Raw genomic sequence first — 23,829 nt, forward strand, 5'->3', positions numbered from 1 at the left:
GCCGGGGGCACGTCAGATATCGGTGTCAGGCCGACAGCAAGACCCGCGCCTCATGCGATTTCAGAGTCATGCGGGCGGATTCGAACCGGGCAGGCATCTGCTGGCCTGCCAGTTCGGGGAACAGCTTGAGCAATTCATCCCGTTCCGGGCTGTCCATGCCCGCCATACAGCGATCCCCCGGCTGAAAGCTTTCACTCCAGGCGCCATCGGCCATGACCAGTTCGTGCCGGTCAAACAGCAGATGGATATAGGTCACGGTATTCAGCGTCACCGCCTCGATCCCCGGACGGCCCAGCAGATGCACGGCGCGCACCAGCACCTCATCCGAGCCGAACATCAGCTCGGCCCAGGGTCCGGTGATCAACATGCGGTGCTGGCGCGATACCATCATGTCCCGCTCCGGCACCCCGGCCCCCAGCGCACCGGCGCGGATGCGGATCGGCTGCAACGCCGGATCGACGATCAGCTCGCCAATCGACAGACGCCGCGTGCCGATCCAGCGGATCGGCTGCATGCCGCTGTCACGCGTCAGCACCCGGTCGCCCGGCTGCAACCGCTCCACCGCCACTTCGCCCGCTTCGGTGGCAATCAGGCTGCCCGGCGTGAAACAGGCAATGACCGTTTCGATGTTGAAGAAGGTGATGGTGCCGGTGACGGCACCGAACATATCCAGAAACTGGATGACTCCGTTTTCCGGGTTCAGCGGATCGCGCACAATCCGGTGCGGCCCCAGCCCCGTCAGGTCGATCACGTCGATCTCGTCGCCGGATTCGTCGCCGTTGATGGTGTCGCCCAGCCCGGCATAGAAGATGTCTGACCCGTCGCCGCCTGTCAGCAGATCACCGCCCGCACCGCCATAGAGGATATCGTTGCCCTGCCCGCCATAGAGAGAATCCGACCCGTCGCCGCCATAAAGCTGATCCACGCCATCGCCGCCGAACAGCCGGTCATTGCCCAGATCTCCCGACAGCGTATCGTCCCCGATGCCGCCCTCCAGGCTGTCATTGCCATCGCCCCCGGCAAGACTGTCATTGCCGCTGCCGCCATACAGCGAATCGGTGCCGCTGCCGCCCAGAAGCGTGTCATTGCCTGCGCCGCCATCCACACTGTCATTGTCGGCCCCGCCATCGAGGCTGTCATTGCCATCGCCGCCAAACAGGCTGTCGGCCCCGGCCTCGCCCAGCACGGTATCGTTCCCGGCCCCGCCCGAGGCGCTGTCATTGCCGCTGCCGCCATAGACAAGGTCGTTGCCGTCATCGCCGCTGACCGTGTCATTGCCTGCGCCGCCCAGCACGGTGTCATTGTCGGCCCCGCCGAAAATGCTGTCATCCGCGCCCATGCCGTCAATGTAGTCATTGCCGGCCGCGCCATAGAAAATATTGGTGTAGACGTCGCCCGACAGGCCCTGCTGGTCAAAGCCGATCAGGGTGTCATTGAAGGCAGATCCGATAACCCCATCGATGCCCTGAAGCACATCGCCCGCAGCATCGCCGCCCGAGGTGACATAGGTGCCAAGGTTGACCGCGACCCCCGCCCCCGAGGTGGAGTAATCGGCAAAGTCCATGTCTTCGCCGCCGTTCAGCGTATCCGCACCCGCCCCCCCGGCCAGCGTATCATTGCCGGTGCTGCCGCTCAGGCTGTCATTGCCCGCCGCGCCTGACAGGAAATTGTCGCCGCTGTCGCCGGTCAGCGTATCGGCAAAAGCACTGCCGATCAGATACTCGATGCCGCTCAGCGTATCGTTATTGGCATCGCCGTTGTCCCCTTCGCCCGTCTCAAGCGAGACATCGACCCCCGAGGTCGACCCGGTGTAATCGGCGGTATCAATCCCCGCCCCGCCGGAAATGAGATCAGCACCGCTGCCGCCCAGCAGCGTATCATTGCCATCCCCGCCATAGAGGGAATCGTTGCCCGCCCCACCTGACAGCAGATCGGCCCCTGCCCCGCCGGTCAGCGTATTGGCGCTGCTGTTGCCGGTCAGCGTATCGTCATAGGCGGAGCCGCTGAGGTTTTCGATACTGCTGTAAATATCGCCCTGCGCATCACCGCCGCTGCCGGTGCCGGTGGTCAGGTTGGCATTCACCCCGCTGGCAGAGCTGCCATAGGCCGCCGTATCCGTGCCGGTGCCGCCATAAAGCGAATCTGCGCCACCATTGCCGGTCAGGGTATCATTGCCCCCCCCGCCATAAATCTGGTCCGCCGAACTGGTGCCATTAAGGGAATTGCTTCCCGAAGTGCCATTGATCGTTGCCACGTCTGCCTGCCTGCGTTGCCCGGGGTTGTCCCCGGTGCGTTACTGCTCACTGCGGCAATTAAGACGAGATTGTGGCGGAATTGAGCCAAATTTTACAGATCGTGAACAATGCGCGCCAATCGGGCGTTCCTGCATCAGGGACGGGAAAATGCGCGCGCCCATGCCAAAGAAAAAACCCCGGCACCAGGCCGGGGTCCGGGTCGTTTCAAGTCAGGCAGACGATCAGTTGTCGTCCTCCTCCTCATCCTCGTCATCATCGCCATGCGGCAGGTTGAAGAAGCTGTCCGCATCCGAAAAATCGGCCGGGCTTTCTTCTTTTTCCACCTTGCCAAAGGCCTCCAGCCCGGCCAGCGCGCCCGGCAGCTTCGGCTCGGTGCCCATGCCCAGCGACTGTTCGGTGCTGACCAGCTTGCGCCGCTCGTCATCCGACATCACGCCGCCCTCGGCTGCCCGCTTGCGTGCAGCGGCCTGCACAGCCGTATCCAGTTCCGACTGGCGGCACAGGCCCAAGGCCACCGGATCAATCGGCGCGATGTTCTGGATGTTCCAATGCGTGCGCTCGCGGATCGAGGCGATGGTCGGCTTGGTGGTCCCGACCAGCTTGCCGATCGCACCATCCGACAGTTCCGGGTGGAACTTCACCAGCCACAGGATGGCCGCCGGACGGTCCTGCCGCTTGGACAGCGGGGTGTAACGCGGGCCGCGACGTTTTTCCTCGCCCACGGCTGCGGCGTTGAACTTCAGGCGCAGCTTGTAGAACGGATCCTTCTGGCCCTTCTCGATTTCAATCGCATCCAGCTGGTTGTTGGCCACCGGATCAAAGCCCTTGACCCCGGTCGCCACATCGCCATCCGCAATGCCCTGCACTTCCAGCTCGTGCATCCCGCAGAAATCCGCCACCTGCTTGAAGGTGAGCGTCGTATTGTCCACCAGCCAAACGGCGGTGGCCTTGGCCATAAGCGGTCTCGACATAGGATCTCTCCTTTACAAATCTCTCCCGGGCCGGGAAAACGGCTGCGGGCGGGGCCCGCGACTTCCACATTTTCAGGGAATTCAGACGGGCTTATAGGCGCAAATCCGGCAAGAGGAAAGAGAAAATGCGTGTGTTTGCTGGGGCAGCTCTCGCGGCTTTGATCGGTACGGCCTGTGCCGCCGAGGGCGAACGTGCCGGGGATTTTGACTATTACGTGATGGCGCTCAGCTGGTCGCCCGGCTGGTGCGCGGCAGAGGGCGATGCCCGTGGCGCCCCGGAATGTCAGACAGGGGCTGCCCTTGCCTTCACCCTGCACGGCCTCTGGCCGCAGCACGAGTCCGGTTGGCCCAGCTATTGCCGCACCACCGAACGGGATCCCAGCCGCCACGAAAGCGCCGCCATGGCCGATATCATGGGCGGATCGGGGCTCGCCTGGTATCAATGGAAAAAGCACGGGCGCTGCGCGGGCCTGCCCGCGAAAACCTATTACAGCACCATGCGCCGCGCCTATGCGACGATCCGCGTGCCAGAGCTGTTCCGCAAGATCACCAAACGGCTGACCCTGCCCGCCAAAGTGGTGGAAAGCGCATTTCTGGAGGCCAATCCCGGCCTGAGCGCAGATCAGATCACCATCACCTGCGATGCGGGCCGGATCCAGGAGGTGCGCCTCTGCCTCACCAAGGATCTGCACCCCCGCCGCTGTGGCGCCGATGTGATCCGCGATTGCCGGATGACCGATGCCGTGCTGGAGCCGCTGCGCTGACCCGAATCCTCCGGCCTCGGACTTGCATTTTATCCAAATACTCACCCTTCCGCCGCCGCGCCGCGCGGCTGCCCCGGCTCGCCGCCCGCGCCGCCCGCCATGGCAATGCCGCCCGCCGAGCGCCCCAGCGGGACCCGAGGCGGGCGGCGCCCCGGTCAGATCAGGGTCAGATCAGCGACTGCGCCGCAAACAGCGCGCGCAGATCCGCCTCGGGCCGCGCGCCGAAATGGCTGATCACCTCGGCTGCTGCCACACAGCCCATGCGGCCCGACACTTCAAGGCTTCGCCCCGTCGCCATGCCATAGATGAACCCTGCGGCAAACTGGTCGCCCGCGCCGGTGGCATCCACCGGCACCACCCGCTTGACCGGCACCACCGCGCGTTCATCCCCGCGCAGCACGATCACCTCTTCACCCGACCGGGTGCAGGCGACAAGCCCGCAATCGGCGGCGGCCTGGGTCAGGGCGCTGTCGAGATCTGTCTCATACAGGCTTTCCCATTCGTGCTGATTGCCAATCACATAGTCCAGATCCCGCACCAGACGGCGGAAATCGGCACGGTGGCGGTTCACGCAAAACGGGTCCGACAGCGCGATCCCGGCACGGCCCCCGGCCTGGCGGCACAGCTTTGCCGCCCGCTCGAACGCCCTTTTGCCCTTGGGCTTGTCATAAAGATAGCCTTCAAGGAACAGCACCTCGGCCTCGCCCGCAACCGCACCCGCAACATCCTCCGGCCCCAGCTCGGACGAGATGCCCAGATAGGTGTTCATCGAGCGTTCACCATCCGGGGCCACGAAGATCATCGACCGCGATGTCGGCAACTCGCCTCCCGGCACCGGCGCATTGACAAAATCGGTGCCGCCCTCGGCCATGCTGGCCGCATAGAACCGCCCCAGCGCATCATCATGCACCCGACCGATGAACGCGGTTTTCAGGCCCAGATTGCCCAGCCCGGCCAGCGTATTGGCCACCGATCCGCCCGGTGCCTGCACCCGGTCTTTCATCGAGGCATAAAGCAGCTCGCCCCGCTCGCGCTCCACCAGCTGCATGATGCCTTTTTCAATGCCCATCAGTTCCAGAAAGGAATCGTCGGCCTGCGCGAACACATCGACAATCGCATTGCCGATGCCGACAACTTGGTACTTTTTCATTCGGTCTTTTCCTCAAAAAGGCACAGATCGCGGATCAGGCAATCACCGCAACGGGGTTTTCTGGCGACGCAGATATATCGCCCATGCAAGATCATCCAGTGATGCGCATGTTGCTGAAACTCGGCGGGAATGTGATCCTCGATCGCCCGCTCCACCACATCGACATCCTTGCCGGGGCAGATGCCGCTGCGGTTGCCCAGCCGGAAGATATGGGTATCGACCGCCTGCGCGGGCACGTGCCACCACATGTTCAGCACCACATTGGCGGTCTTGCGGCCCACACCGGGCAGCGATTGCAGCGCCGCGCGGCTCGATGGCACCTCGCCGCCGAACTGCTCCACCAGAATCTCTGACAGGCGGATCACGTTCTTGGCCTTCTGGCGGAACAGGCCGATGGTCTTGATCGCCTCGGTCACGCCCTCCAGCCCCAGCGCCAGCATTTTCTGCGGTGTATCGGCAATCGCAAACAGCGGCCGCGTCGCCTTGTTCACCCCGGCATCGGTGGCCTGCGCCGACAGCGCCACCGCCACCACCAGCGTATAGGCATTGACGTGATACAATTCACCCTGCGGTTCCGGCTCTTGCGCGCGGAAGCGGGTGAAAATCTCGTGGATCGTGTGATAATCGAGTTGCCGTGCCATCCGCGCCTCATGCCAAAACCACGACAGTCACGCAAGCAAAGCCGCAACATCCGGGTCGCTGTGCGCAAATTTGCCTCTTAATGTGGCGCAAAGGAGATCGCTATGACCCCAGAGCCCCGCCCCGCCTATCATTACGCCGTTATCGCCCGCGCGCTGGATCTGATTGATGCTGGCGGGCCGGGCCTGACGCTGGAGGCGCTGGCCGCGCAGATGAACATGAGCCCCGCCCATTTCCAGCGGGTGTTTTCGCAATGGGTCGGGGTCAGCCCGAAACGCTATCAGCAATACCTGACGCTGGATCATGCCAAGCGCCTGCTGGCCGACCGCCACACCGTGCTGGAGGCCACACTGGCCAGCGGCTTGTCGGGCGGCGGGCGACTGCATGATCTGTTCCTGCGCTGGGAGGCGATGACACCCGGCGAATTTGCGCGCGGCGGCGCAGGCCTGACGGTGATCTGGGGCTGGTTCGACAGCCCCTTTGGCCCGGCGCTGGTGATGGGCACCGACAAGGGCATCTGCGGCATCGGCTTTGCGGCGGAGAGCGGTGCCGAGGCGACGATGCAGGATCTGCGCGCGCGCTGGCCGAAAGCCACCTTCGTCGAAGATGCCGCCCGGCTGCGCCCTTGGGCACAGGCCGCCTTTGGCGCAGGGGATGCAGAAGCCCCTGCCCCACTGTATCTGATCGGTGCGCCGTTCCAGATCAAGGTATGGGAGGCGCTGCTGCGCATCCCTTCGGGTCATGTCACCACCTATTCCGATATTGCACAGGCCATCGGCCATCCGCATGCAGTGCGGGCAGTGGGCACGGCGGTCGGGCGCAATCCGGTCAGCTGGCTGATTCCCTGCCACCGGGCGCTGCGCAAATCCGGGGGGCTCGGGGGGTATCACTGGGGCATGCCGGTCAAACGCGCGATGCTGGCCTGGGAATCCGCGCGCGACGATGCCGCACAGCCGGATCTGGATCCGGCTTATCTGGCCACAGGAACGTGATGGGCAAAAAATTGCGCAACACCATGCAACGATTTCCGCTCTGCTGCGTTGCTGGTATATGCTGACACAATGCCCCGCATCACAGCATGGTGGGGGCCGTATTTTATGAGGCACAGATATGACCCTGAAATCCCCCCTGATCCTTGGCGCACTCGGGCTGACCCTGCTGGCGGGCTGCGTGAGCGATCCCTACCGCTATGAGGATCCGAATGCGCGCACCAAAGGGGCTGCGGCCACCGGCGCTGTGATCGGCGGCCTTCTGGGCGCGAAATCCGGCGGGGACGACCGTCTTGCCAAGGCCGTTCTGGGCGCTGCGGCAGGGGCGGCCATCGGCGGGGCCATCGGCAGCTCGCTTGATGCGCAGGCGGCAGAACTGCGCCAGCAGATGAGCAACAGCTCCACCGTCACCAATACCGGCAATGCGCTGGTCGTCACCATGCCGCAGGACATCCTGTTCGCCACCGACAGCGCCAGCCTGCGCCCGGATCTGCAAGGCGACATTCGCGCCGTTGCGGCCAACCTCGTGCGCTATCCGAACAGCCGTGTCGAGGTGATCGGCCATACCGACAATACCGGCGAGGCCTCCTACAATCAGGATCTGTCGGAACGTCGCGCCCGTTCTGTGGCGGGCGTGCTGATCGGCGGCGGTGTGCCCTCGTCGCGCGTCGCGGCCTTTGGCCGGGGCGAAGATCAACCGCTCGCGTCCAACCTGACGCCCGAGGGCCGGTCGCAGAACCGCCGCGTCGAAATCGTGATCCGTCCGACCAAATAAGATCCCCCTTTCCGGGATCCGGGGCAGGCCGTCTGGCCTGCCCTTTTTCATGGCGCGGTTTGCCATTGCTCCGCGCCGCTGTTGGTCATATTTTCTGACCAGTCAGGCGAGGATCCCATGCCGTTCGAAAAAGTCACCTCTGAAAAGCTGTCGCAGAATGTTGCCCGCCAGATCGAACTGCTGATCCTGCGCGGCATCCTGCGCCCCGGCGAACGCCTGCCGGCCGAACGCGAACTGGCCGAGCGGATGGGCGTATCGCGCCCGTCGCTGCGTGAGGCGCTGGAGGGGCTGGAGGCAAAGGGCCTTGTCACCAGCCGCCCCGGATCGGGCGTGTTCATCGCGGATGTGCTGGGATCGGCCTTTTCGCCGGCGCTGATCGAATTGTTCGCGGCGCATGACGAGGCGGTGTTCGACTATCTGGATTTTCGCCGCGATCTTGAGGGGCTGGCGGCAGACCGCGCCGCACGGCTCGGCTCTGACACCGATCTGGAGGTGATTGCCACGATCTACGCCAAGATGGAGGCCGCCCATCAGAAGCGCGACCCCACGGATGAGGCCGGGCTGGATGCGCAGTTCCACATGGCGATCATCGAGGCGAGCCATAATGTGGTGATGCTGCACATGATGCGGTCGATGTTCGAACTGCTGATGCAGGGCGTGTTCTACAATCGTCAGATGATGTTCAAGAACCGCATGACCCGCGACATGCTGCTGGATCAGCACCGGGCGATCAATGCGGGGATTCAGGCGCGCGATCCCAAGGCCGCCCGCGCCGCCATCGTCGCACATCTCGATTATGTCGAACTGGCGCTGACGGAACAGGCCAAGGCCGAACGGAACGAGGCCGTGGCCCGGCAGCGCATCGAACACGAGCGCCGCCGCTGACAGAAAAGCCCCCGGCGCAGGCGCACCGGGGGCTTTCTGATGTCACACGAACAAACCGCTCAGTGCAGTTTGGCATCGACCTGTGCAATCGCGGCGTCGATCGAATGCGCAGCCGCATCTGCCGTCATCTGACGCGACAGCACATCGGCTGCGGCGGCGATGGCAACATCCACGGCGCGTTCGCGCACTTCACGAATGGCACCGGCTTCAGCCGAGGCAATCCGCTCTTCCGCAGCGGCCAGACGGCGCGCGATGGAGACCTTCAGGTCTTCCTTCGCCTGCACGGCAGCGGCTTGTGCCGCTTCCTTGGCAGCAACAACGATCCGCTCGGATTGCTCCAGCATCTCTTTTTGCTTGCGCTCGTAGGATGCGAGGATCGACTTCGCTTCTTCGCGCAGGGCGCGGGCTTCTTCCAGTTCCGCCTTGATCTGGACTGCACGCGCATCCAGCAGACCGGCGATCTTGGCAGGCACCTTCGCATAAAGCAGGATGCCGACAAACAGGATGAAAGCCAGCAGCACGATGAAGTTCGTGTTGCGCAGCGACAGGAAGGGGCCGGAGGCCGCAAAGGCCGGGCTTGCCATCACGGCTGCGGCAATCAGGATCAGCTTCTGCATGGGCTTATCCTTTCAGCCGGGCGGAAACCGCCTCGGTTACGCTCGACGCATCGGCCTTGCCACCCAGGGCGGCCACAAGCTCATATGCCGTATCGCGGGCAACTTCGGTTACGCTGTCCAGAGCGCCGGCACGGATGTCTCCGATACGGCCTTCGGATTCGGCAACTTTGGCTGCAATCTCGGCATCGGCCTTGGCGGTGGCACGGTCCAGATCGGCCTGAATTTCGGCCTTGGCTTGCGCCACGATCTTTGCCGCATCCGCACGCGCACGGGTCAATGCGTCGTTATAGATTTTCTCAGCCTCGACCGCCTTCTGCTTCAGCTCTTCAGCCGCCGCAAGGTCGTTGGTGATGGTGCCGCTGCGCTCGGCCAGAACCGCCCCGATCCGGGGCAGCGCCACGCGCGACAGCACGAAATAGATCACGACAAGCGCGACAAGCAGCCAGAAGATCTGGTTTGCCCATGTCGAGATGTCGAGCTGCGGCATACCGGCAGACCCGTGGGCCGCCGCACCTGCCGCCGCGTCATGCGCTTCGGTTGCCATGTTGTTTCCTCACGTCCGTCAAACACTTGGCCGGGGGGCGTTATGCCCCACCGGCCGAGAAGGTCAGGCGCGTCAGGATCAGACGGCGAACATCAGCAGCAGGGCGATCAGGAACGAGAAGATGCCCAGAGCTTCGGCAAATGCGATGCCGACGAAGAGGTTGGCGGTCTGCGATGCAGCGGCCGACGGGTTGCGCAGGGCACCGGCAAGGAAATTGCCAGCGATGTTGCCCACGCCGATACCAGCGCCGCCGAGGCCGATGGCTGCGAGGCCAGCGCCGATGTATTTGCCCATGAGCGCGAGTTGTGCGACTTCAGCTTCCATAGTTCGTCTCCTTTGGAATAGCGATAAGGTTGGTTAGGGTTAGGACCTTAGTGGTGGGCGCCGCCCACCGCGTCTTTCAGGTAGACGCAGGTCAGAATGGTGAAGACATAGGCCTGAACCACTGCCACCAGCAGCTCCAGCCCATAGATTGCGGTTACGGCACCCACGGCCACCGGCGAGATCACCGCCATGGAGGCGAAGCCCGCGAACACTTTCATCACGGCGTGGCCAGCCATCAGGTTGCCCGCAAGACGAATGGAGTGGCTGACCGGGCGTACGAAGTAGGAAATCACTTCGATGATGGCCAGAACCGGGCGCAGGGCCAGCGGTGCCGACGATACCCAGAACATGCCCAGAAAGCCGATGCCGTTTTTCACAAGGCCCAGGATGGTCACACCCAGGAACACCAGAAGCGCCAGCGTCACAGTGACGGCGACATGGCTGGTGGTGGTGAAGCTGCCCGGGATCAGGCCCAGCAGGTTGGCAAACAGGATGAACAGGAACAGCGTCATCACGTAGGGGAAGTATTTCACCCCGTCATGGCCGGTCACATCCTCGACCATCTTGTAGATGAAGCCATAGATCATCTCGCCGATCGACTGGATCCGCGACGGGATGATGGCACGACCGCGCGAGCCAAAGGCCATCAGCGCGATGATCGCCAGAACCGTGATCGCCATCCAGACGGTGACGTTGGTGATCTCGTACCACTTGATGTCCGCAGTACATTCATTGATCGCCGTTCCGGCGTCATCGTGGCAGAACCACCGCGAGACGATGAACTGGTCCATCGGGTGAATTGCAAAACCGGTTTCCGCTTCCGCTGCCACGTCTCTCATCCTTCGGTTTCGGCGGATCTCTCCGCCTGCGTCTGTGCCCCTTGGGCCTTCGCCTGTGTCGCGGCCATGTCGCGGGCGGTGCCCATCATGGTCTTGATCCCGGCGATGAAGCCCAGCAAGGCGAAGATCAGGAGGAAGATGGGCATCGTGCCGAACAACCAGTCCAGCCCGTAGCCAATGGCCAGCCCCAGCACCATGCCGGACACCAGCTCGATCACCATCCGCCAGGCCATTTCGCCCTGCGAGAAATCCTTGCCTGCGTCAGAGGGTTTGGCTGCTGCCCCCTTCACCTTCGCCAGCTTTGCGTCAAGGGCGCGCAGCCGCTCTGGATCGGGTTCATCCACCATGGTTTGGCCCTTCTGATCAGTCGGGCGGAACCTACGCAGGGGGCCTGTCTGAGTCAAGGAGCTTGGGCGGTGAAGTCCAGCATACAACCCGCTGTAATTGCAATGATTTTCAAATTAGCCATCCCGGCGTCGCCGCTGTTTGCGCTGTCACGCCCGCGTGAGGCATATTCAACCGATCAGTTGATGATCCGATTGACGCCCCTGCCCGCCTGCGCCAAACATGGGCGATGCCAGATCCTCTCAGCATCACCTTCGCCGCTTTGGCCGATCCGACCCGCCGCGCGATCCTGGCAATGCTGCTGGAGGATGACATGGCCGTCACCGATGTGGCCGAGCCGTTCCAGATGTCGCTGGCGGCGATTTCCAAACATCTGGCGGTGCTGGCCGAAGCCGGGCTGATCAGCCGCGAGAAACGCGGGCGGGTGATCTGGTGCAAACTGGAGCCGGATGCCATGCGCGGCGCCTCGGTCTGGATGCAGGGCTTTGGCCTGTTCGAGCCGGTCGATCTGGATGCGCTGGAACGCTTTCTCGCGGTCGAACTGGCAGAGGCCCCGGTGCCGCCCGCCATGGCAATGCCGCCGGACGAGGGCCCCGGCGGGGCCTGAGGACGGCGGCCCCTGCCCGGTTAGACCGCGAACCAGCCCTTGAACTGCTCGCGCAGCAGGTTCTTTCGCACCTTGCCCATGGTATTGCGCGGCAGGTCAGGCAGGATCGCCGCCGCCTTCGGCTGTTTATAACGCGCCAGCCGGTCGTGCAGTTGTGCAAGGCAGGCCTCGGCCTCCAGCGTGGCCCCTGGCTTTGGCACCAGAACCGCAAACACCGCCTCGCCGAAATCGGGATGCGGCACACCGATCACCGCAGTTTCCAGCACCCCCGGCACCGCGTCCAGCAGCAGCTCCACCTCTTTCGGATAGACATTGAACCCGCCCGAAATCACCAGATCCTTCTGCCGCCCGACGATCTGCACATAACCATCCGCATCGACGCAGCCCAGATCGCCAGTGATGAACCAGCCGTCCGCGCGCAGCTCTTCGCGGGTCTTCTCCGGCATCTGCCAATAGCCCTTGAACACATTCGGCCCGCGCACCTCAATCACGCCCACCGCCCCCGGCGCAACCTCCTGCCCGTCGGCCATGATGCGCAGCTCCACCCCCGGCAGTGGAAAGCCCACCGTGCCTGCCCGCCGGTCGCCGTCATAGGGGTTGGAGGTGTTCATATTGGTTTCGGTCATGCCATAGCGTTCCAGAATCCGGTGGCCGCAGCGCGCCTCGAAGGCCAGATGCGTTTCCGCCAGCAGCGGGGCCGAGCCTGACACGAACAGGCGCATATGCGCCGTCAGATCTCGGGTAAACGCCGCACTGTCCAGCAGCCGGGTGTAAAAGGTCGGCACGCCCATCATGGCTGTGGCGCGCGGCATCATCCGCAGCACCGTCGCCGCATCAAAGCCCGGCAGAAAGATCATCGCACCGCCGGTCAGCAGGCTGATATTGGAGGCGACGAACAATCCATGCGTGTGGAAGATCGGCAGGGCGTGCAGCAGCACATCCTCTGCCGTAAAGCGCCACAGATCGGCCAGCACCTCGGCATTGGACAAGAGGTTGCCATGGGTCAGCATCGCCCCCTTGGACCGGCCCGTGGTGCCCGAGGTATAAAGGAACGCCGCCAGATCGTCTGGCCCGCGATCCACTGGCGTGATCGTTGCGGGCAGGCCTGCGGCGGCGGTGGTCAAACTGCCGGTGCCATCGGCGTCCAGCGTCATCACCTGCGCGCCATGCACCGCCGCCACTGGAGCCAGCGCCGCCAGTTTCGCGCTGTCGCACAGGAAGATCTTCGGCGTGGCATTGCCAAGAAAATAACCAACCTCTTCCGCCGTATAGGCGGTGTTCAGCGGCAGAAAAATCGCCCCCAGCGCCACCGCCGCCCCATAAACCGCCAATGCCTGTGGGCTTTTTGCGATCTGCACCGCAATCCGGTCCCCCGGTTCCAGCCCCGCCGCGCGCAGCGCATGGGCCTGCCGCGCGACCATAGCAAGAAAATCCGCACCGCTGATCGTGGCCCCGTCGGGCAGGATCAGGAACGGGCTGTCGCGGTGGCGCAGCGGCGCAAAAAGCGCATCAAACAAGGTATTGGGCATGGCACGGCGTCCTTGGAACTTTCGCCCTTCCTGCCATGGCGGCCCCATCGGCTCAAGCCCGGCGTTTCCGCTGCGGAAACGCGGCGTTTCGCGCGTTTGGACCAACGGCACCTGCGAACCGTGCAGGCGCCACATTTTCGCCGTGCTTCACCGCCAAGGTCACTCTACCCAGAGAGGAGAACCACCATGCGTTTCGTTTCCCGCCTGTTCGACCGTTTCCGCAAGCCCGTCGCAGCCGAGGTCATGGTGGAGGATGACGTTTTCGCCATCCGCCTGCGCAAGATGCAGGGCCGCCAGCGGCACAAGCCGAAGGCGACGCCGTTCAGAAGTTCACGGCAACATTCGGCAGTCTGAGCTCTGCCATCAGATCCCGCACTTCCTGCCGCGCGGCGATATTGGACAGATTGAGCTGATCCACACCGGTATCCTTCAGATCCAGCAGGGTCAGGCCGCGCGGAAACAATTCCCGGAAAATCACGCGCTCGGTAAAGCCGGGCGCCACCCGGAAGCCGATCCGCTTGGACAGATCTTCCAGCGCCGCCCCGACCTTTTTCTTGTTGTGCATCTGCTGCGCGCCAAGACGGTTGCGCAGCACGATCCAGTCAATCGGCTTCAGCCCGGCCTGTGCCCGCAACTGCCGGGCGTTCCACACCATTTCGGAATAGATCGACGGGCCTTTGACCTTGCTGGTTTCCGGGTCGATCCGGGCGAGCAGGTCAAAATCGACGAAACTGTCATTCAGCGGCGTGATCAGCGTGTCGGCCAGGCTATGCGCCACCTGGCTCAGCCGGGTATGCGATCCGGGGCAGTCGATCACGATGAAATCGCTGATCGGCTCCAGCGCCGAAACGGCCACCGACAGGCGATGGTCAAACGCATTCTCGCCCGGGGCCAGCGTTGCCGCATCCACCTCGGGCAATTCGCGGTAATCCGGGGTCGGCAGATCCTTTTCGGCGCGGGCCATCCAGGCCCGACGATTCTCGATATAACGACCAAAGCTGCGCTGGCGCAGATCGAGGTCCAGCGCGCCGACCCGGAACCCCATGCGCGCCAGGGCCGTGCCCACATGCATACAGGTGGTGGATTTGCCCGACCCGCCCTTTTCGTTGCCGACAACGATGATATGCGCCATGAAACCCGTCCCCGCCTTGCCGTTAGGCCGCCTTCATAAGCGGCGGCACGCCGAGAGGGAAGCGGGAACGCGCGCAGCGGCAGACTTGCCGCATCGCAGCGCCTTTCGCCAGCGAACTGCCCCGCCCCAAATGCAAAATGCCCCGGTTTCCCGAGGCATTCTGGTAACAATCGGCAGGTTGGATCAGAAACCCAGGCCGGCGTATTTGTTCTTGAACTTCGACACGCGGCCGCCGGTGTCCATCAGCTTGGCGTTGCCGCCAGTCCAGGCCGGGTGCGCCAGCGGGTCGATGTCCAGCGCCATCTGGTCGCCTTCTTTGCCCCAGGTGGAGCGGGTCTGGAACACAGTGCCGTCCGTCATCTTGACGTCGATCATGTGGTAGTCGGGGTGAATGCCCTGTTTCATGTCGCCGCTCCTTACTCAGCTTTTTCTTTGTAATTCACAACTTCCGCGATCCGCGCGGATTTGCCGCGACGCGCACGGAGGTAGTAGAGTTTCGCGCGACGCACACGGCCACGACGGACCACTTCGATCGAATCGATGTTGGTCGAATAGAGCGGGAAGACGCGCTCGACGCCCTCGCCGAAGGAGATCTTGCGCACGGTGAACGATGCCGAGATGGTCGCGCCGCCCTTGCGGCCGATCACGACGCCTTCATAGTTCTGCACGCGCGAACGGGTGCCTTCGGTCACTTTATAGCCGACGCGCACGGTGTCGCCAGCTTTGAAATCCGGGATGGTCTTGCCGAGGGCGGCGATTTGTTCCGCCTCGATTTGTGCGATCAGATTCATCGCAAATCCTTTCTGTGCTTGCGGTTTTTTCCGCAAAGATGATGCCGCCCTATAGCTCTTGGTCTTCCATCGGGTCCCTACCGGCTTTCGCACAGTAAGCCCGCCAGAGGTCAGGCCTGCGTTCCTTGGTCAGCCTTTCGGCCATTCTCTGCCGCCAGTCAGCAATCTTGCCATGATGCCCGGACAGAAGCACGTCCGGGATGGCATGGCCCTGCCAGTCGGTAGGTCTCGTGTATTGCGGAAATTCAAGAAGTCCCGCCGAGAAAGACTCTTCCTCGGTGGACGCGTGATTCCCAAGCACGCGGGGTATAAGCCGCACGGTTGCATCAATCAAGGCCTGTGCCGCAATCTCGCCTCCGGTCAAGACGAAATCGCCCAAAGACACTTCTTCGATGCCATAGGCGTCGATCACCCGCTGATCCACGCCTTCAAACCGGCCACACAGCAGGGTCAGGCCATCGGCATCGGCCCATTCCTGCGCCTTGGCCTGCGTGAAAGGTTTTCCGCGCGGCGACAGGAACACCACCGGCCAGCGGCGGCGATCCGGCGGCGTGCCAATCGCGGCCTGATCCAGCGCGCGGGCCACCACATCGGCGCGCAGCACCATGCCCGCGCCGCCGCCTGCCGGGTTGTCATCGACATTCTTGTGCCGCCCCTCGCCAAAGGGACGCAGGTCAATCGTCTCCAGCCCCCACAGGCCCAGGTTCAGCGCCTTGCCCGTCAATGACAGACCCAGCGTGCCGGGGAAGGCCTCCGGGAACAGGGTGATGATCTTGGCAAGCCACGCCCCCTTCACCCGCTGCGGCTCCATCAGGTCGCGCGGCTTGAGCGAGGCGGAAATGGTCAGCCGACCATGGCTCTTGAGCGGGGCAGGCGGCTCTGGCGGTGCGGGGGGAACGGGTGTTTCGGTCATTCGGCCTTTTAACGCGGCGCAGGCGGCAGGCAAACCGGATTCCGCGCCGGATGCAGCAATGCCGCCTTCGCCGCCTGCCGCGCCTCGGGTGGCATGTCCTGCCGGTTCAGCGCAACGAAGGCCTGCGCCAGATCACCGGGCGGTGCTGTATTGGCGGCGGCCAGCACGGGCAGTGCCGCGCACAGCTGCGGCGGCAGGCCTGCGGCATCATAAAGCGCCGCAACCGGCCCCAGCCGACAGCGCGCCTGCGCCTCCAGCGGTGCGATATGCAGCGGCGCATCGGTTGCCTGCCGCAATGCGGTCAGCACCGGCGCCATCCGCGCGGCGGGGGCATAGAGCCGGGCAAATTCTGCAGCATCCAGCGTCATGTGATGGTGTTTTGCCAGTTGCCAATGCACCGAGCGCAACCACGGCGCAGGCGCGCGCGTGGTGCAGACAAAGCGCACCTCAGCCGCCGGAAAGCGCTGCCGCAGCGCCTCGGCCAGGGTGGCGGCAATGGCAGGGGCGGCGGCATAGCTCTGCACGCCGCGATTGCCCGGCATATGCCCCGCGAAATCCTCGGACGACAGCAGCAGCCCCTGCCCCGGGTCCAGCGCCAGCCCCTCGGCCCAGAGCCGGAGCATCAGGCGCAGGCGGCGAAGGGTCACGCCGCCCGGTCGCGCCGAATACTGCCGTGCCGCCTGTGCCGCATCGCGCAGCGCGGACGGGCCGCCTGCCAGCACCTGCACCGCCATATGGGCGGAGAGTTGCGACGCATGCGCCTGCAAGGCGGCCTGAATACTGGTGGTTCCGGTTTTGTGAAAACCGGCATGGATCACAAGGCGCGGCGCGTTACAGCGCGTCACCGCTGCCATCGCCATTCAGCGGCGCAAGGCGCAGGTTCAGCGCCATCAGATCGGCCAGCGCCCGCGCCGCCGCGCCGGATGTGCCCACCTGGGCCGCGTCCAGGGCAGCATTGTTGGGACAATCGCCCCAGGCGTCGATATCCTCTTGCAGCAGCGCGGCACAGCGGCGCGCAAACAGTTCCAGTAACTCGGCATCGCCCGTCGCCAGTTTCAGCGCCTTGACCGGGGCGGCATGGCCCTGACACTGCTCGGCCACCACTGGCGATGTGGCATGCAGAACATAGGCCCGCGCAACGCTGCGGGGCTGCGGCAGCTGTTGCGCCCGGTCGTGCAGCGCCTCCAGCAACAGGATATGCGGCACATGCGGGGCCAGCGCGCGCAGATGTGCCTCCAGTTCCGAAACCGGCACCACGTCGGACAGATCGGCGATGGGCTGGATCAGCCGGTCGGCCAGTTGTCTTTGCGCGGCCCTTTGGGCAGGCGTATGGGCGGAAATCGCATCTGCGGTGCCCTGAAGACGCAGCAAGGCATCATCCAGAAAGCTTTCCATCTCTTGCGCCTTCATCGGATCCCATACCAACCGGCCCAGCGGGATGGCCAGAAACGACAGACCGATCGGCAGCAGCACCGACATCACCGGATGCACCCCCGTCACCCCGCCGATGCCCCAGCCGATGCCGAAACAGATCGTCACCAGCAACAATTGCACCGCCCCGCGCGCGGCAAGGCCGACGAAAGCCTCGGGGCGCTGCCAGTCTGCGACGGTGGTGGGCCATTCCTGTGGCCGCAGGATCACCAGCCACAGCAGGAAGATCGCCGCAAAAACCGGCACGACCGACCAGCCAAACCCGGCCAGCCCCGCCAGCAAGGGGCCGAGATACAACAGGGCCGCCGCCCCTTGCAGCACCCTGACCCGGTAGGTCATGTCTTGCCCCCTGCTACGGCCTTTGCCATTCTTGCCAGATCTGCCCGCTGCTTTACCTGACGTTATTCCAGCCCTTCGGGCAGATCAACAATCACGCGCCCGCTTGCCAGATCGACGGTCGGCACCAGCGCCAGCGTAAAGGGCAGCAGCACCGGCGCTTGCAGCCCCGCGCCCGCGATTTCCAGAATGTCGCCGGCACCGTGGTTATGCACCGCACTCACCCGGCCCAGCACCGCGCCGCCGGTGTCGCGCACCTCCAGCCCGATCAGATCGGCGTGGTAATATTCGTCATCCGGCAGTTTCGGCAGCTTGTCCTTGTCGACATAGAGGTTCACGCCCTTCAGCGCGTCGGCCTCTTCTTTCGTCTCGACCCCGGTGATGCGCGCGCCCAGACCACCCGCAACCGGGCGCGTCAGCTTCACCTTGAAGCTGCGCGCGCCATCCTCGGTGAACAGCGGGCCGTAATCGGCAATGGCGGAGGGTTCGGCACAAAAGCTTTTCAGCCGCACTTCGCCCCGCACCCCGAAGGATCCGGCAATCGCGCCTACACAGATACGGTCAGTCATCAGCGGCTCTCCATGATTAGCGCGGGCGCGCGGGTTTCCCAACCGGCGCGCTCCAGTTCGGGGGTGTCGCAACTTTCTTCCGGCCAGCCGATACACAGATAACCGATCAGACGCCATGTGTGTGGCACGTCCAGATCGCGGCAGAGCTGCACCGGATCCAGGATCGACACCCAGCCCAGACCAAGGCCTTCGGCCCGCGCCGCCAGCCAGAATTGCGTGATCGCCCCCACCACCGAATAGGCGCGGGTTTCGGCCATGGTGGCCGCCCCGAGGCCAGCCCCCTTGGGCGTTTCCTCGTCGCAGAACACCGCCAGATGGATCGGTGCCTCACGCATGCCCGACAGTTTGAGATTGGCGTAAAGCTGAGCCTTTTCATCGGCATAGCGGCCCAGCGCCTGCGCATTCGCCACCTCGAAATTGCGGATTGCCGCCGCGCGGGCGTCAGCACTCTCCACCCGGATCAGGCGCCAGGGTTCAGACAGGCCGACAGAAGGGGACAGCGAAAATGCCAAAAGGCAGCGGTTCAGAACCGCTGCCTCGACAGGGGTGGTGCGGAAGCGGCGCACATCGCGCCGCCACCGCATCAGATCCCAGAGTTCCGCCCTGAATTCAGGGCCATAGCTGCCTTGCATGGCAGCCGCCGGATCACTCTTCCGCCGGGGCGGCAGCGCGGGCGGCTTTCTTGGCGGCGCGCTCTGCCATGGCTTTGCCCGGCACAGCCGCTTTCGGGTTGTTGCGCACGGTCTTTTCCACAACGCCAGCCGCTTCCAGCATACGTGCCAGACGGTCGGTCGGCTGTGCGCCTTGCGACAGCCAGTATTTCACGCGCTCGATGTTCATCTTCACGCGCTCTTCGTTGTCCTTGGCCAGCAGCGGGTTATAGGTGCCCAGCTTTTCCAGGAAGCGGCCATCGCGCGGCATACGCGAGTCGGTTGCCACGATGGCATAGTGCGGGCGCTTCTTGGAGCCGCCGCGGGCAAGACGGATTTTCATCGACATGGGGTAGTCTCCTTGGTTTTGTAGAAAGGGTGCGACGTGATGTGCAGCCTTGTTTTCGGTTATTTCTGCATTTTCTCGTGATGCCTGATGACTTCGGAGATGATGAAGGTCAGGAATTTCTTGGCAAATTCAGGGTCCAAATCGGCCTCTGTCGAAAGCCACTCCAGCCGCTCGATCTGGCGCGCTTCGCGGGCCGGATCCGAGGGCGGAAGGTCGTGTTCAGCCTTGAGCCTGCCCACCGCCTTGGTGTGCTTGAAGCGTTCGGCCAATGTATAGACGAGGATCGCATCCAGACGGTCGATCGACTCGCGGTGTTCTTTCAACACTTCGGACGCGCGGGCGATGGCATCAGTCATGCGGCAATCTCCGAAGGGGCCGGGTGGCGATAGACAAGGCAGGGCTCGGTGCCCATGGGGGTGGCGTCGGTATCAAGCTGCGCGCCCAGACGGGTGGCCAGCGCGATGGACCGGGCGTTGTCGGGGTGGATATAACTCACCGCGGTCTGCCAGCCGAGCGTGTCATAGGCAAAGCGGCGCGTGGCAATGGCCGCCTCATGTGCATAGCCCTTGCCTTCCGCCGCCGCAGACCAGACGGTCCAGCCGATTTCCTGCTCGGGCCAGGTTTCGGGAAACCACGGGCCGGTCATGCCCAGCGGCGTCGGATCGGTTTTCAGGTGCCAGATGAACATCCCATAGCCGCGATGCACCCAATGGCCGGTCAGATGGCACAGGCTGCGCCAGGCCTGCTGCGCATCCAGCGGCCCGCCGATATAGCGGGCACGGTCGGACATGGCGCAGGCTTCCCAATAGGGCATGTCGCCCCGCTGCGGCGCGCGCAGGATCAGCCGTTCGGTTTCCAGCACCGGGGTCGGGGTCAGCGCGATGGCCATGCCACCGCCCGCCGCCTGCCCGCGCGGGACAGGCCGGTCAACCATACCCGGATCCCTGTTTGCACCTGGCAGCGTCATTTCTTTTTCATCAGCCCCGACAGGCCCGACGGCAGGCTCATGCCGCGCGGCAAACCGCCGCCCATGCCCATGCCACCCATTCCGCCCATGCCCGATTTCATCGCCTTGGCGGCCTCTTCCAACTGCGCCGGGTCCATGTTCTTCAGGTCGGGCATGCCGCCCTTGCCCATCATGGCCTTGACGGCTTGTTTCATCATGCCGCCCTTGCCCATTTTCTTCATCATGTCGGCCATCTGCTTGTGCTGTTTCAGCAGACGGTTCAGCTCGGCCACATCCAGACCGGCCCCGGCGGCAATACGCTTCTTGCGGCTGGCTTGCAGCATGTCCGGGTTGGCGCGCTCTTTCTTGGTCATCGCCTGAATCAGCGCGATCTGGCGGCGCAGCATCTTGTCGTCAAAGCCCGCATCTTCGGCGGCCTTGGCCATCTTGCCCATGCCCGGCAACATGCCCATCACGCCTTGCATCCCGCCCATCTTGAGCATCTGCTCCAACTGGCTGCGCAGGTCGTTCATGTTGAACAGGCCCTTGGCAAAGCGGCGCGCCATACGTTCGGCCTGCTCGGCCTCGAAGGTCTCGCGCGCCTTTTCGACCAGCGCCACGATGTCGCCCATGCCCAGAATCCGGCCCGCAACGCGATCCGGTTCAAAGGTTTCCAGCGCATCCATCTTTTCGCCAAGGCCGACAAAGCGGATCGGCTTGCCGGTGACGGCGCGCATCGACAGGGCGGCCCCGCCGCGCCCGTCGCCATCCATCCGCGTCAGCACGACGCCGGTGATGCCCACCTTGCCATCGAATTCGGTCGCGACATTCACCGCGTCCTGCCCGGTCAGGCCATCGACAACCAGCAGCGTTTCGCGCGGCTGTGCGATGTCGCGCACCGACTGGACTTCATCCATCAGCACTTCGTCGATGTGCAGGCGGCCGGCAGTGTCAAGGAACACCACGTCATAGCCGCCCATCGCCGCCTGCGTCTTGGCGCGTTTGGCGATCTGCACCGCCGTCTCACCCTTGACGATCGGCAGGCTGTCCACGCCGATCTGCCCGGCCAGAATCGCCAGCTGCTCCATGGCGGCAGGGCGGTTGGTATCTAGCGAGGCGAGCAGCACGCGCTTGCCGCTTTTTTCCTTCAGCCGCTTGGCCAGCTTGGCGGTGGTCGTCGTCTTGCCCGACCCTTGCAAACCCACCATCAGGATGGTCGCGGGCGGATTGTCGATTTTCAGCGCATCGGCGGGGCCGTCCCCGGCCAGCGTGCGCACCAGTTCGTCATGGACGATCTTGACCACTTGCTGGCCCGGCGTCACCGATTTGGTCACCGCCTGCCCGGTGGCCTTGCCCTTGACCGCCTTGACAAAATCGCGCGCCACAGCCAGCGAGACATCGGCCTCCAGCAGGGCCACGCGCACTTCGCGCAGTGCAGTGTCGACATCAGCCTCGGTCAGCGCGCCTTGCTTGGTCAGGCGATCAAAGACGCTGCCAAGGCGTTCTGAGAGGGACTCGAACATGCGTCTTCTCCTGCGTGGCCACAGCGGGCCGGGTTCGGCAAAGCAAGGCGGCACCCGTGGGCGCAACGCGCTGACGGATGGCGATCCCTGCAAAAGCAATGGGACCGGAAGCGACAGCCTCCGGGGAATTCCCTTAGCCGATACGCCTGTCCGCCGCCGGAGTCAAGCCTGCTGCCCGGCGCTTACAACCCTTGGGCGCGCAGTTCGGCGCGCAGCCGGTCCAGTTCCGGCGCGGTCCAGCCTTCGGGCGCAGTGACGGCCAGCCACCCCGTCAGGTAGTCGCCCGCCGCATAGACATGGCCATAGCCCGCCGGGGTGGAGGTGGCCGTCATCATGTCGAACACCAGCTGGAAGAACGTCACCACCGGCACCCAGGCCAGCGAGGGCGACACATCCGGCCCGCGCGGGGCCACCATCCAGTCGGGCCTGCGCCACAGCGTCGCCGGGCTGAAGAACACGATCGGGTCCGAGGCATATTGCAGATAAACAATGCGGATCGGCCCCCAGGACGCATCGGCCTCTGCCGTATGGTCGGTCTGGGTGGTGAACCGCACCAGACTGCCATCCCGAAAGCGCGGTGCCCAGGCCGGACTGCCCGCCGCCCGCCCCGCCGTGATCTGCGGCCAGGTGCGCGAGGCGAAGGGCGGCCCAGCCCAAAGCGCGCCCTGATAGGGGTCGCCCAGCACATCATAGATGTCGGCAGACAGGTCACTGTTGAGCGAGCCGAGCGAAAGGCCGAACAGATAGAGCTTGGGTCGCGTGTCTTTCGGCAGACCTGTCCAATGACCATAGACCGCCCGGAACACCGCCTGCGCGGTTTCGGCCCCGTATTCCGGTTCGACCAGCAGCGACAACCAGCTGGGCAGATAGGAATATTGCACCGATACCGAGGCGATATCGCCCTGCATCAGATATTCCACCGGCTGCATCGCCGCAGGGTCCACCCAGCCGGTGCCCGTCGGCGTGGCGATCACCAGAACCGCGCGGTCAAAGGCACCGATCCGCCGCAGTTCTGCCAATGCGAGCGCCGCACGCGCCTTGGGCGTATCGGCATTGTTCAGGCCGACGAACACACGCAGCGGCTCTTGCGCGGGCTGGCCGCGCAGCGCGGCAATGGCGGCGGCATCCGGGCCACCCAGCACCCGGTTGCGCCCCTCGGCCCCCAGCCCCTGCCAGCCGATCAGCGAGGCCGGGCTGCCGCTTTTCAGCGGATCGACCGGGGCCGCCATATCGGCCGGGTCCAGCGCATCCATCTTTGCATAGGCCTGATCCAGCGCGCGCAGCACGCCATCCAGCAATACGCCCGAGCCGATGGCCCAGAACAGCCAGCAGGCCGCAACAAAGCCGGTCAGCAACGCCAGACGGCGCGGCAGGATCGGCTCTGCCTGCGCCGCAATCACCCGCATCGCCCGGCGAAACAGCCGCCCCAGCAGCAGCAGGGCCGCCGCCAGCGCCCCGGCGATGGCTGCGATGGTGAAGGGGCGCGCCGTTTCCACCGGCGGCAATGCCATCACGCTGCGAATGTCGTTTTGCCATGCCGTCGCCTGCCACAAGGCCCAGGCGATGATCACCGCCGCCAGCACCGCCGCCCCGCGCAGATTGCGCCGCAGCGTTCGGGGCGCGGCGGGGGCAGGCTCCACCGCCCACAACCACAGCGCGGTCAGCCCGGCCCCTGCCCCATATCCGCAGGCAAAACACAGCCCCGCCAACACGCCCTGAATCGGGCCACTGCGCGGAATCAGGCTGGGCGACAGCGCCGCCGCAAAGGCCAGTGCCCCCAACAGCAGCCCCAGAGGCGCAAGTCGCCCCAGCAACGGCCCGTCCGAGGACCGACGATAGACTATCATGGTGTGGCCTCCAGCCCGGTCTTGCGGGTGCAGCGTTTCCGCCCTGCCTGCCGCCGTCAAGCCCGAAGCGCCTTGTCGCCGCAGATCAGGTGGTTAAGCTGGCCCGATG

29 protein-coding genes are annotated in these 23,829 nt (G+C 64.4%); 6 read left to right on the forward strand and 23 right to left on the reverse strand.

Annotation, left to right across the window (positions count from 1 at the left end; genetic code table 11):
• Positions 1 to 25: 25 nt before the first annotated feature.
• Together KM031_RS06380 and KM031_RS06385 are read right to left on the reverse strand one after the other, a co-directional pair.
• Positions 26 to 2,254 carry a Hint domain-containing protein gene (locus KM031_RS06380; RefSeq protein ID WP_215503695.1) on the reverse strand — a complete coding sequence of 743 codons (2,229 nt, stop codon included), beginning with the start codon at positions 2,252 to 2,254 and terminating at the stop codon, positions 26 to 28.
• Positions 2,255 to 2,476: 222 nt separating this feature from the next.
• On the reverse strand, positions 2,477 to 3,226 hold the full coding sequence (locus KM031_RS06385) for a DUF1013 domain-containing protein (RefSeq protein ID WP_215503696.1): 750 nt from the start codon (positions 3,224 to 3,226) through the stop codon (positions 2,477 to 2,479).
• A gap of 125 nt (positions 3,227 to 3,351) precedes the next feature.
• On the opposite strand from KM031_RS06385, the gene KM031_RS06390 reads away from it, so the two are divergent.
• Entirely contained in the window at positions 3,352 to 3,990 is a 639-nt protein-coding gene (locus tag KM031_RS06390) for a ribonuclease T2 family protein (protein ID WP_215503697.1), read from the forward strand.
• A gap of 166 nt (positions 3,991 to 4,156) precedes the next feature.
• Here the strand turns inward: KM031_RS06390 and KM031_RS06395 are convergent, their stop codons facing one another.
• Both KM031_RS06395 and nth read right to left on the reverse strand, forming a co-directional pair.
• Positions 4,157 to 5,140: an adenosine kinase gene (locus KM031_RS06395; protein ID WP_215503698.1), complete on the reverse strand. Its 984-nt coding sequence runs from the start codon at positions 5,138 to 5,140 to the stop codon at positions 4,157 to 4,159.
• Entirely contained in the window at positions 5,137 to 5,781 is a 645-nt protein-coding gene (gene nth / locus KM031_RS06400) for an endonuclease III (RefSeq protein ID WP_215503699.1), read from the reverse strand. The genes KM031_RS06395 and nth overlap by 4 nt, the downstream gene beginning before the upstream one ends.
• A gap of 102 nt (positions 5,782 to 5,883) precedes the next feature.
• On the opposite strand from nth, the gene KM031_RS06405 reads away from it, so the two are divergent.
• The 3 genes from KM031_RS06405 to KM031_RS06415 all read left to right on the forward strand — a co-directional run bounded on the left by KM031_RS06405 (position 5,884) and on the right by KM031_RS06415 (position 8,428).
• The gene (locus KM031_RS06405; RefSeq protein ID WP_215503700.1) at positions 5,884 to 6,771 is read left to right on the forward strand and encodes a methylated-DNA--[protein]-cysteine S-methyltransferase; all 888 of its coding nucleotides are present in this window, start codon (positions 5,884 to 5,886) and stop codon (positions 6,769 to 6,771) included.
• A gap of 118 nt (positions 6,772 to 6,889) precedes the next feature.
• Entirely contained in the window at positions 6,890 to 7,543 is a 654-nt protein-coding gene (locus KM031_RS06410; protein ID WP_215503701.1) for a YiaD family glycine zipper/OmpA-like lipoprotein, read from the forward strand.
• A 117-nt stretch (positions 7,544 to 7,660) separates the two neighbouring features.
• Entirely contained in the window at positions 7,661 to 8,428 is a 768-nt protein-coding gene (locus tag KM031_RS06415; protein WP_215503702.1) for an FCD domain-containing protein, read from the forward strand.
• A 59-nt stretch (positions 8,429 to 8,487) separates the two neighbouring features.
• On the opposite strand, the gene KM031_RS06420 is transcribed toward KM031_RS06415, so the two are convergent.
• The 5 genes from KM031_RS06420 to KM031_RS06440 form a co-directional block, all read right to left on the reverse strand.
• The gene (locus KM031_RS06420; RefSeq protein ID WP_215503703.1) at positions 8,488 to 9,045 is read right to left on the reverse strand and encodes a F0F1 ATP synthase subunit B; all 558 of its coding nucleotides are present in this window, start codon (positions 9,043 to 9,045) and stop codon (positions 8,488 to 8,490) included.
• A 4-nt stretch (positions 9,046 to 9,049) separates the two neighbouring features.
• On the reverse strand, positions 9,050 to 9,589 hold the full coding sequence (locus KM031_RS06425; protein ID WP_215503704.1) for a F0F1 ATP synthase subunit B': 540 nt from the start codon (positions 9,587 to 9,589) through the stop codon (positions 9,050 to 9,052).
• Between the two features lie 78 nt (positions 9,590 to 9,667).
• Positions 9,668 to 9,913, reverse strand: coding sequence for a F0F1 ATP synthase subunit C (locus KM031_RS06430; protein ID WP_091296151.1), 246 nt, complete (start codon positions 9,911 to 9,913; stop codon positions 9,668 to 9,670).
• Positions 9,914 to 9,960: 47 nt separating this feature from the next.
• Positions 9,961 to 10,752, reverse strand: coding sequence for a F0F1 ATP synthase subunit A (locus KM031_RS06435; protein ID WP_246566796.1), 792 nt, complete (start codon positions 10,750 to 10,752; stop codon positions 9,961 to 9,963).
• The gene (locus tag KM031_RS06440) at positions 10,749 to 11,099 is read right to left on the reverse strand and encodes an AtpZ/AtpI family protein (RefSeq protein ID WP_215503706.1); all 351 of its coding nucleotides are present in this window, start codon (positions 11,097 to 11,099) and stop codon (positions 10,749 to 10,751) included. The genes KM031_RS06435 and KM031_RS06440 overlap by 4 nt, the downstream gene beginning before the upstream one ends.
• Before the next feature lie 227 nt (positions 11,100 to 11,326).
• On the opposite strand from KM031_RS06440, the gene KM031_RS06445 reads away from it, so the two are divergent.
• Complete coding sequence (locus tag KM031_RS06445) at positions 11,327 to 11,704, forward strand: ArsR/SmtB family transcription factor (protein WP_215503707.1); 378 nt, start codon at positions 11,327 to 11,329, stop codon at positions 11,702 to 11,704.
• A 20-nt stretch (positions 11,705 to 11,724) separates the two neighbouring features.
• Here KM031_RS06445 and KM031_RS06450 read toward each other — a convergent pair whose 3' ends face one another.
• Positions 11,725 to 13,233 carry a malonate--CoA ligase gene (locus KM031_RS06450; protein ID WP_215503708.1) on the reverse strand — a complete coding sequence of 503 codons (1,509 nt, stop codon included), beginning with the start codon at positions 13,231 to 13,233 and terminating at the stop codon, positions 11,725 to 11,727.
• Positions 13,234 to 13,419: 186 nt separating this feature from the next.
• On the opposite strand from KM031_RS06450, the gene KM031_RS06455 reads away from it, so the two are divergent.
• Entirely contained in the window at positions 13,420 to 13,587 is a 168-nt protein-coding gene (locus tag KM031_RS06455) for a hypothetical protein (protein WP_215503709.1), read from the forward strand.
• Here KM031_RS06455 and KM031_RS06460 read toward each other — a convergent pair.
• The 13 genes from KM031_RS06460 to KM031_RS06520 all read right to left on the reverse strand — a co-directional run bounded on the left by KM031_RS06460 (position 13,556) and on the right by KM031_RS06520 (position 23,720).
• Entirely contained in the window at positions 13,556 to 14,365 is an 810-nt protein-coding gene (locus KM031_RS06460) for a division plane positioning ATPase MipZ (RefSeq protein ID WP_215503710.1), read from the reverse strand. The two genes, KM031_RS06455 and KM031_RS06460, sit on opposite strands and share 32 nt — an antisense overlap.
• Positions 14,366 to 14,548: 183 nt before the next feature.
• On the reverse strand, positions 14,549 to 14,770 hold the full coding sequence (gene rpmE, locus KM031_RS06465) for a 50S ribosomal protein L31 (RefSeq protein WP_215503711.1): 222 nt from the start codon (positions 14,768 to 14,770) through the stop codon (positions 14,549 to 14,551).
• 11 nt (positions 14,771 to 14,781) lie between these two features.
• The gene (rplS, locus tag KM031_RS06470; protein WP_215503712.1) at positions 14,782 to 15,156 is read right to left on the reverse strand and encodes a 50S ribosomal protein L19; all 375 of its coding nucleotides are present in this window, start codon (positions 15,154 to 15,156) and stop codon (positions 14,782 to 14,784) included.
• A gap of 49 nt (positions 15,157 to 15,205) precedes the next feature.
• Positions 15,206 to 16,069: a tRNA (guanosine(37)-N1)-methyltransferase TrmD gene (trmD, locus tag KM031_RS06475; RefSeq protein ID WP_215503713.1), complete on the reverse strand. Its 864-nt coding sequence runs from the start codon at positions 16,067 to 16,069 to the stop codon at positions 15,206 to 15,208.
• A gap of 8 nt (positions 16,070 to 16,077) precedes the next feature.
• Complete coding sequence (locus KM031_RS06480; RefSeq protein WP_215503714.1) at positions 16,078 to 16,923, reverse strand: sulfotransferase; 846 nt, start codon at positions 16,921 to 16,923, stop codon at positions 16,078 to 16,080.
• Entirely contained in the window at positions 16,901 to 17,839 is a 939-nt protein-coding gene (locus KM031_RS06485) for a hypothetical protein (RefSeq protein WP_215503715.1), read from the reverse strand. The genes KM031_RS06480 and KM031_RS06485 overlap by 23 nt, the downstream gene beginning before the upstream one ends.
• Positions 17,840 to 17,901: 62 nt before the next feature.
• The gene (gene rimM, locus KM031_RS06490; RefSeq protein ID WP_215503716.1) at positions 17,902 to 18,405 is read right to left on the reverse strand and encodes a ribosome maturation factor RimM; all 504 of its coding nucleotides are present in this window, start codon (positions 18,403 to 18,405) and stop codon (positions 17,902 to 17,904) included.
• Positions 18,405 to 19,037: a 5,6-dimethylbenzimidazole synthase gene (bluB, locus tag KM031_RS06495; RefSeq protein ID WP_215503717.1), complete on the reverse strand. Its 633-nt coding sequence runs from the start codon at positions 19,035 to 19,037 to the stop codon at positions 18,405 to 18,407. The genes rimM and bluB overlap by 1 nt, the downstream gene beginning before the upstream one ends.
• 13 nt (positions 19,038 to 19,050) lie before the next feature.
• Positions 19,051 to 19,404 carry a 30S ribosomal protein S16 gene (gene rpsP, locus KM031_RS06500; protein WP_215503718.1) on the reverse strand — a complete coding sequence of 118 codons (354 nt, stop codon included), beginning with the start codon at positions 19,402 to 19,404 and terminating at the stop codon, positions 19,051 to 19,053.
• A 59-nt stretch (positions 19,405 to 19,463) separates the two neighbouring features.
• A complete protein-coding gene (locus tag KM031_RS06505; RefSeq protein ID WP_215503719.1) occupies positions 19,464 to 19,760 on the reverse strand; it encodes a chorismate mutase in 297 nt (98 codons plus the stop codon).
• On the reverse strand, positions 19,757 to 20,338 hold the full coding sequence (locus KM031_RS06510) for a GNAT family N-acetyltransferase (protein WP_246566797.1): 582 nt from the start codon (positions 20,336 to 20,338) through the stop codon (positions 19,757 to 19,759). Before KM031_RS06510 ends, KM031_RS06505 begins: the two co-directional genes overlap by 4 nt.
• 29 nt (positions 20,339 to 20,367) lie before the next feature.
• A complete protein-coding gene (gene ffh, locus KM031_RS06515; RefSeq protein WP_215503720.1) occupies positions 20,368 to 21,873 on the reverse strand; it encodes a signal recognition particle protein in 1,506 nt (501 codons plus the stop codon).
• Between the two features lie 182 nt (positions 21,874 to 22,055).
• Complete coding sequence (locus tag KM031_RS06520; RefSeq protein ID WP_246566798.1) at positions 22,056 to 23,720, reverse strand: alpha/beta hydrolase; 1,665 nt, start codon at positions 23,718 to 23,720, stop codon at positions 22,056 to 22,058.
• Positions 23,721 to 23,829 lie beyond the last annotated feature (109 nt).

The sequence above is a fragment of the Gemmobacter fulvus genome (assembly GCF_018798885.1).
Taxonomy (GTDB): Bacteria; Pseudomonadota; Alphaproteobacteria; order Rhodobacterales; family Rhodobacteraceae; genus Gemmobacter; species Gemmobacter fulvus.

Coding starts and splice junctions, on each gene's coding strand:
- rpmE (WP_215503711.1), bottom strand. CDS start 14,770: ATGAAACAGGGCATTCACCCCGACTACCACATGATCGACGTCAAGATG.
- rimM (WP_215503716.1), bottom strand. CDS start 18,405: ATGACTGACCGTATCTGTGTAGGCGCGATTGCCGGATCCTTCGGGGTG.
- KM031_RS06385 (WP_215503696.1), bottom strand. CDS start 3,226: ATGTCGAGACCGCTTATGGCCAAGGCCACCGCCGTTTGGCTGGTGGAC.
- KM031_RS06445 (WP_215503707.1), top strand. CDS start 11,327: ATGCCAGATCCTCTCAGCATCACCTTCGCCGCTTTGGCCGATCCGACC.
- KM031_RS06480 (WP_215503714.1), bottom strand. CDS start 16,923: ATGGCAGCGGTGACGCGCTGTAACGCGCCGCGCCTTGTGATCCATGCC.
- bluB (WP_215503717.1), bottom strand. CDS start 19,037: ATGCAAGGCAGCTATGGCCCTGAATTCAGGGCGGAACTCTGGGATCTG.
- KM031_RS06390 (WP_215503697.1), top strand. CDS start 3,352: ATGCGTGTGTTTGCTGGGGCAGCTCTCGCGGCTTTGATCGGTACGGCC.
- ffh (WP_215503720.1), bottom strand. CDS start 21,873: ATGTTCGAGTCCCTCTCAGAACGCCTTGGCAGCGTCTTTGATCGCCTG.
- trmD (WP_215503713.1), bottom strand. CDS start 16,069: ATGACCGAAACACCCGTTCCCCCCGCACCGCCAGAGCCGCCTGCCCCG.
- KM031_RS06405 (WP_215503700.1), top strand. CDS start 5,884: ATGACCCCAGAGCCCCGCCCCGCCTATCATTACGCCGTTATCGCCCGC.
- KM031_RS06415 (WP_215503702.1), top strand. CDS start 7,661: ATGCCGTTCGAAAAAGTCACCTCTGAAAAGCTGTCGCAGAATGTTGCC.
- KM031_RS06455 (WP_215503709.1), top strand. CDS start 13,420: ATGCGTTTCGTTTCCCGCCTGTTCGACCGTTTCCGCAAGCCCGTCGCA.
- KM031_RS06485 (WP_215503715.1), bottom strand. CDS start 17,839: ATGACCTACCGGGTCAGGGTGCTGCAAGGGGCGGCGGCCCTGTTGTAT.
- KM031_RS06520 (WP_246566798.1), bottom strand. CDS start 23,720: ATGATAGTCTATCGTCGGTCCTCGGACGGGCCGTTGCTGGGGCGACTT.
- KM031_RS06420 (WP_215503703.1), bottom strand. CDS start 9,045: ATGCAGAAGCTGATCCTGATTGCCGCAGCCGTGATGGCAAGCCCGGCC.
- nth (WP_215503699.1), bottom strand. CDS start 5,781: ATGGCACGGCAACTCGATTATCACACGATCCACGAGATTTTCACCCGC.
- KM031_RS06440 (WP_215503706.1), bottom strand. CDS start 11,099: ATGGTGGATGAACCCGATCCAGAGCGGCTGCGCGCCCTTGACGCAAAG.
- KM031_RS06460 (WP_215503710.1), bottom strand. CDS start 14,365: ATGGCGCATATCATCGTTGTCGGCAACGAAAAGGGCGGGTCGGGCAAA.
- KM031_RS06425 (WP_215503704.1), bottom strand. CDS start 9,589: ATGGCAACCGAAGCGCATGACGCGGCGGCAGGTGCGGCGGCCCACGGG.
- KM031_RS06430 (WP_091296151.1), bottom strand. CDS start 9,913: ATGGAAGCTGAAGTCGCACAACTCGCGCTCATGGGCAAATACATCGGC.
- KM031_RS06410 (WP_215503701.1), top strand. CDS start 6,890: ATGACCCTGAAATCCCCCCTGATCCTTGGCGCACTCGGGCTGACCCTG.
- KM031_RS06435 (WP_246566796.1), bottom strand. CDS start 10,752: ATGAGAGACGTGGCAGCGGAAGCGGAAACCGGTTTTGCAATTCACCCG.
- KM031_RS06395 (WP_215503698.1), bottom strand. CDS start 5,140: ATGAAAAAGTACCAAGTTGTCGGCATCGGCAATGCGATTGTCGATGTG.
- KM031_RS06450 (WP_215503708.1), bottom strand. CDS start 13,233: ATGCCCAATACCTTGTTTGATGCGCTTTTTGCGCCGCTGCGCCACCGC.
- rplS (WP_215503712.1), bottom strand. CDS start 15,156: ATGAATCTGATCGCACAAATCGAGGCGGAACAAATCGCCGCCCTCGGC.
- KM031_RS06505 (WP_215503719.1), bottom strand. CDS start 19,760: ATGACTGATGCCATCGCCCGCGCGTCCGAAGTGTTGAAAGAACACCGC.
- rpsP (WP_215503718.1), bottom strand. CDS start 19,404: ATGTCGATGAAAATCCGTCTTGCCCGCGGCGGCTCCAAGAAGCGCCCG.
- KM031_RS06510 (WP_246566797.1), bottom strand. CDS start 20,338: ATGGTTGACCGGCCTGTCCCGCGCGGGCAGGCGGCGGGCGGTGGCATG.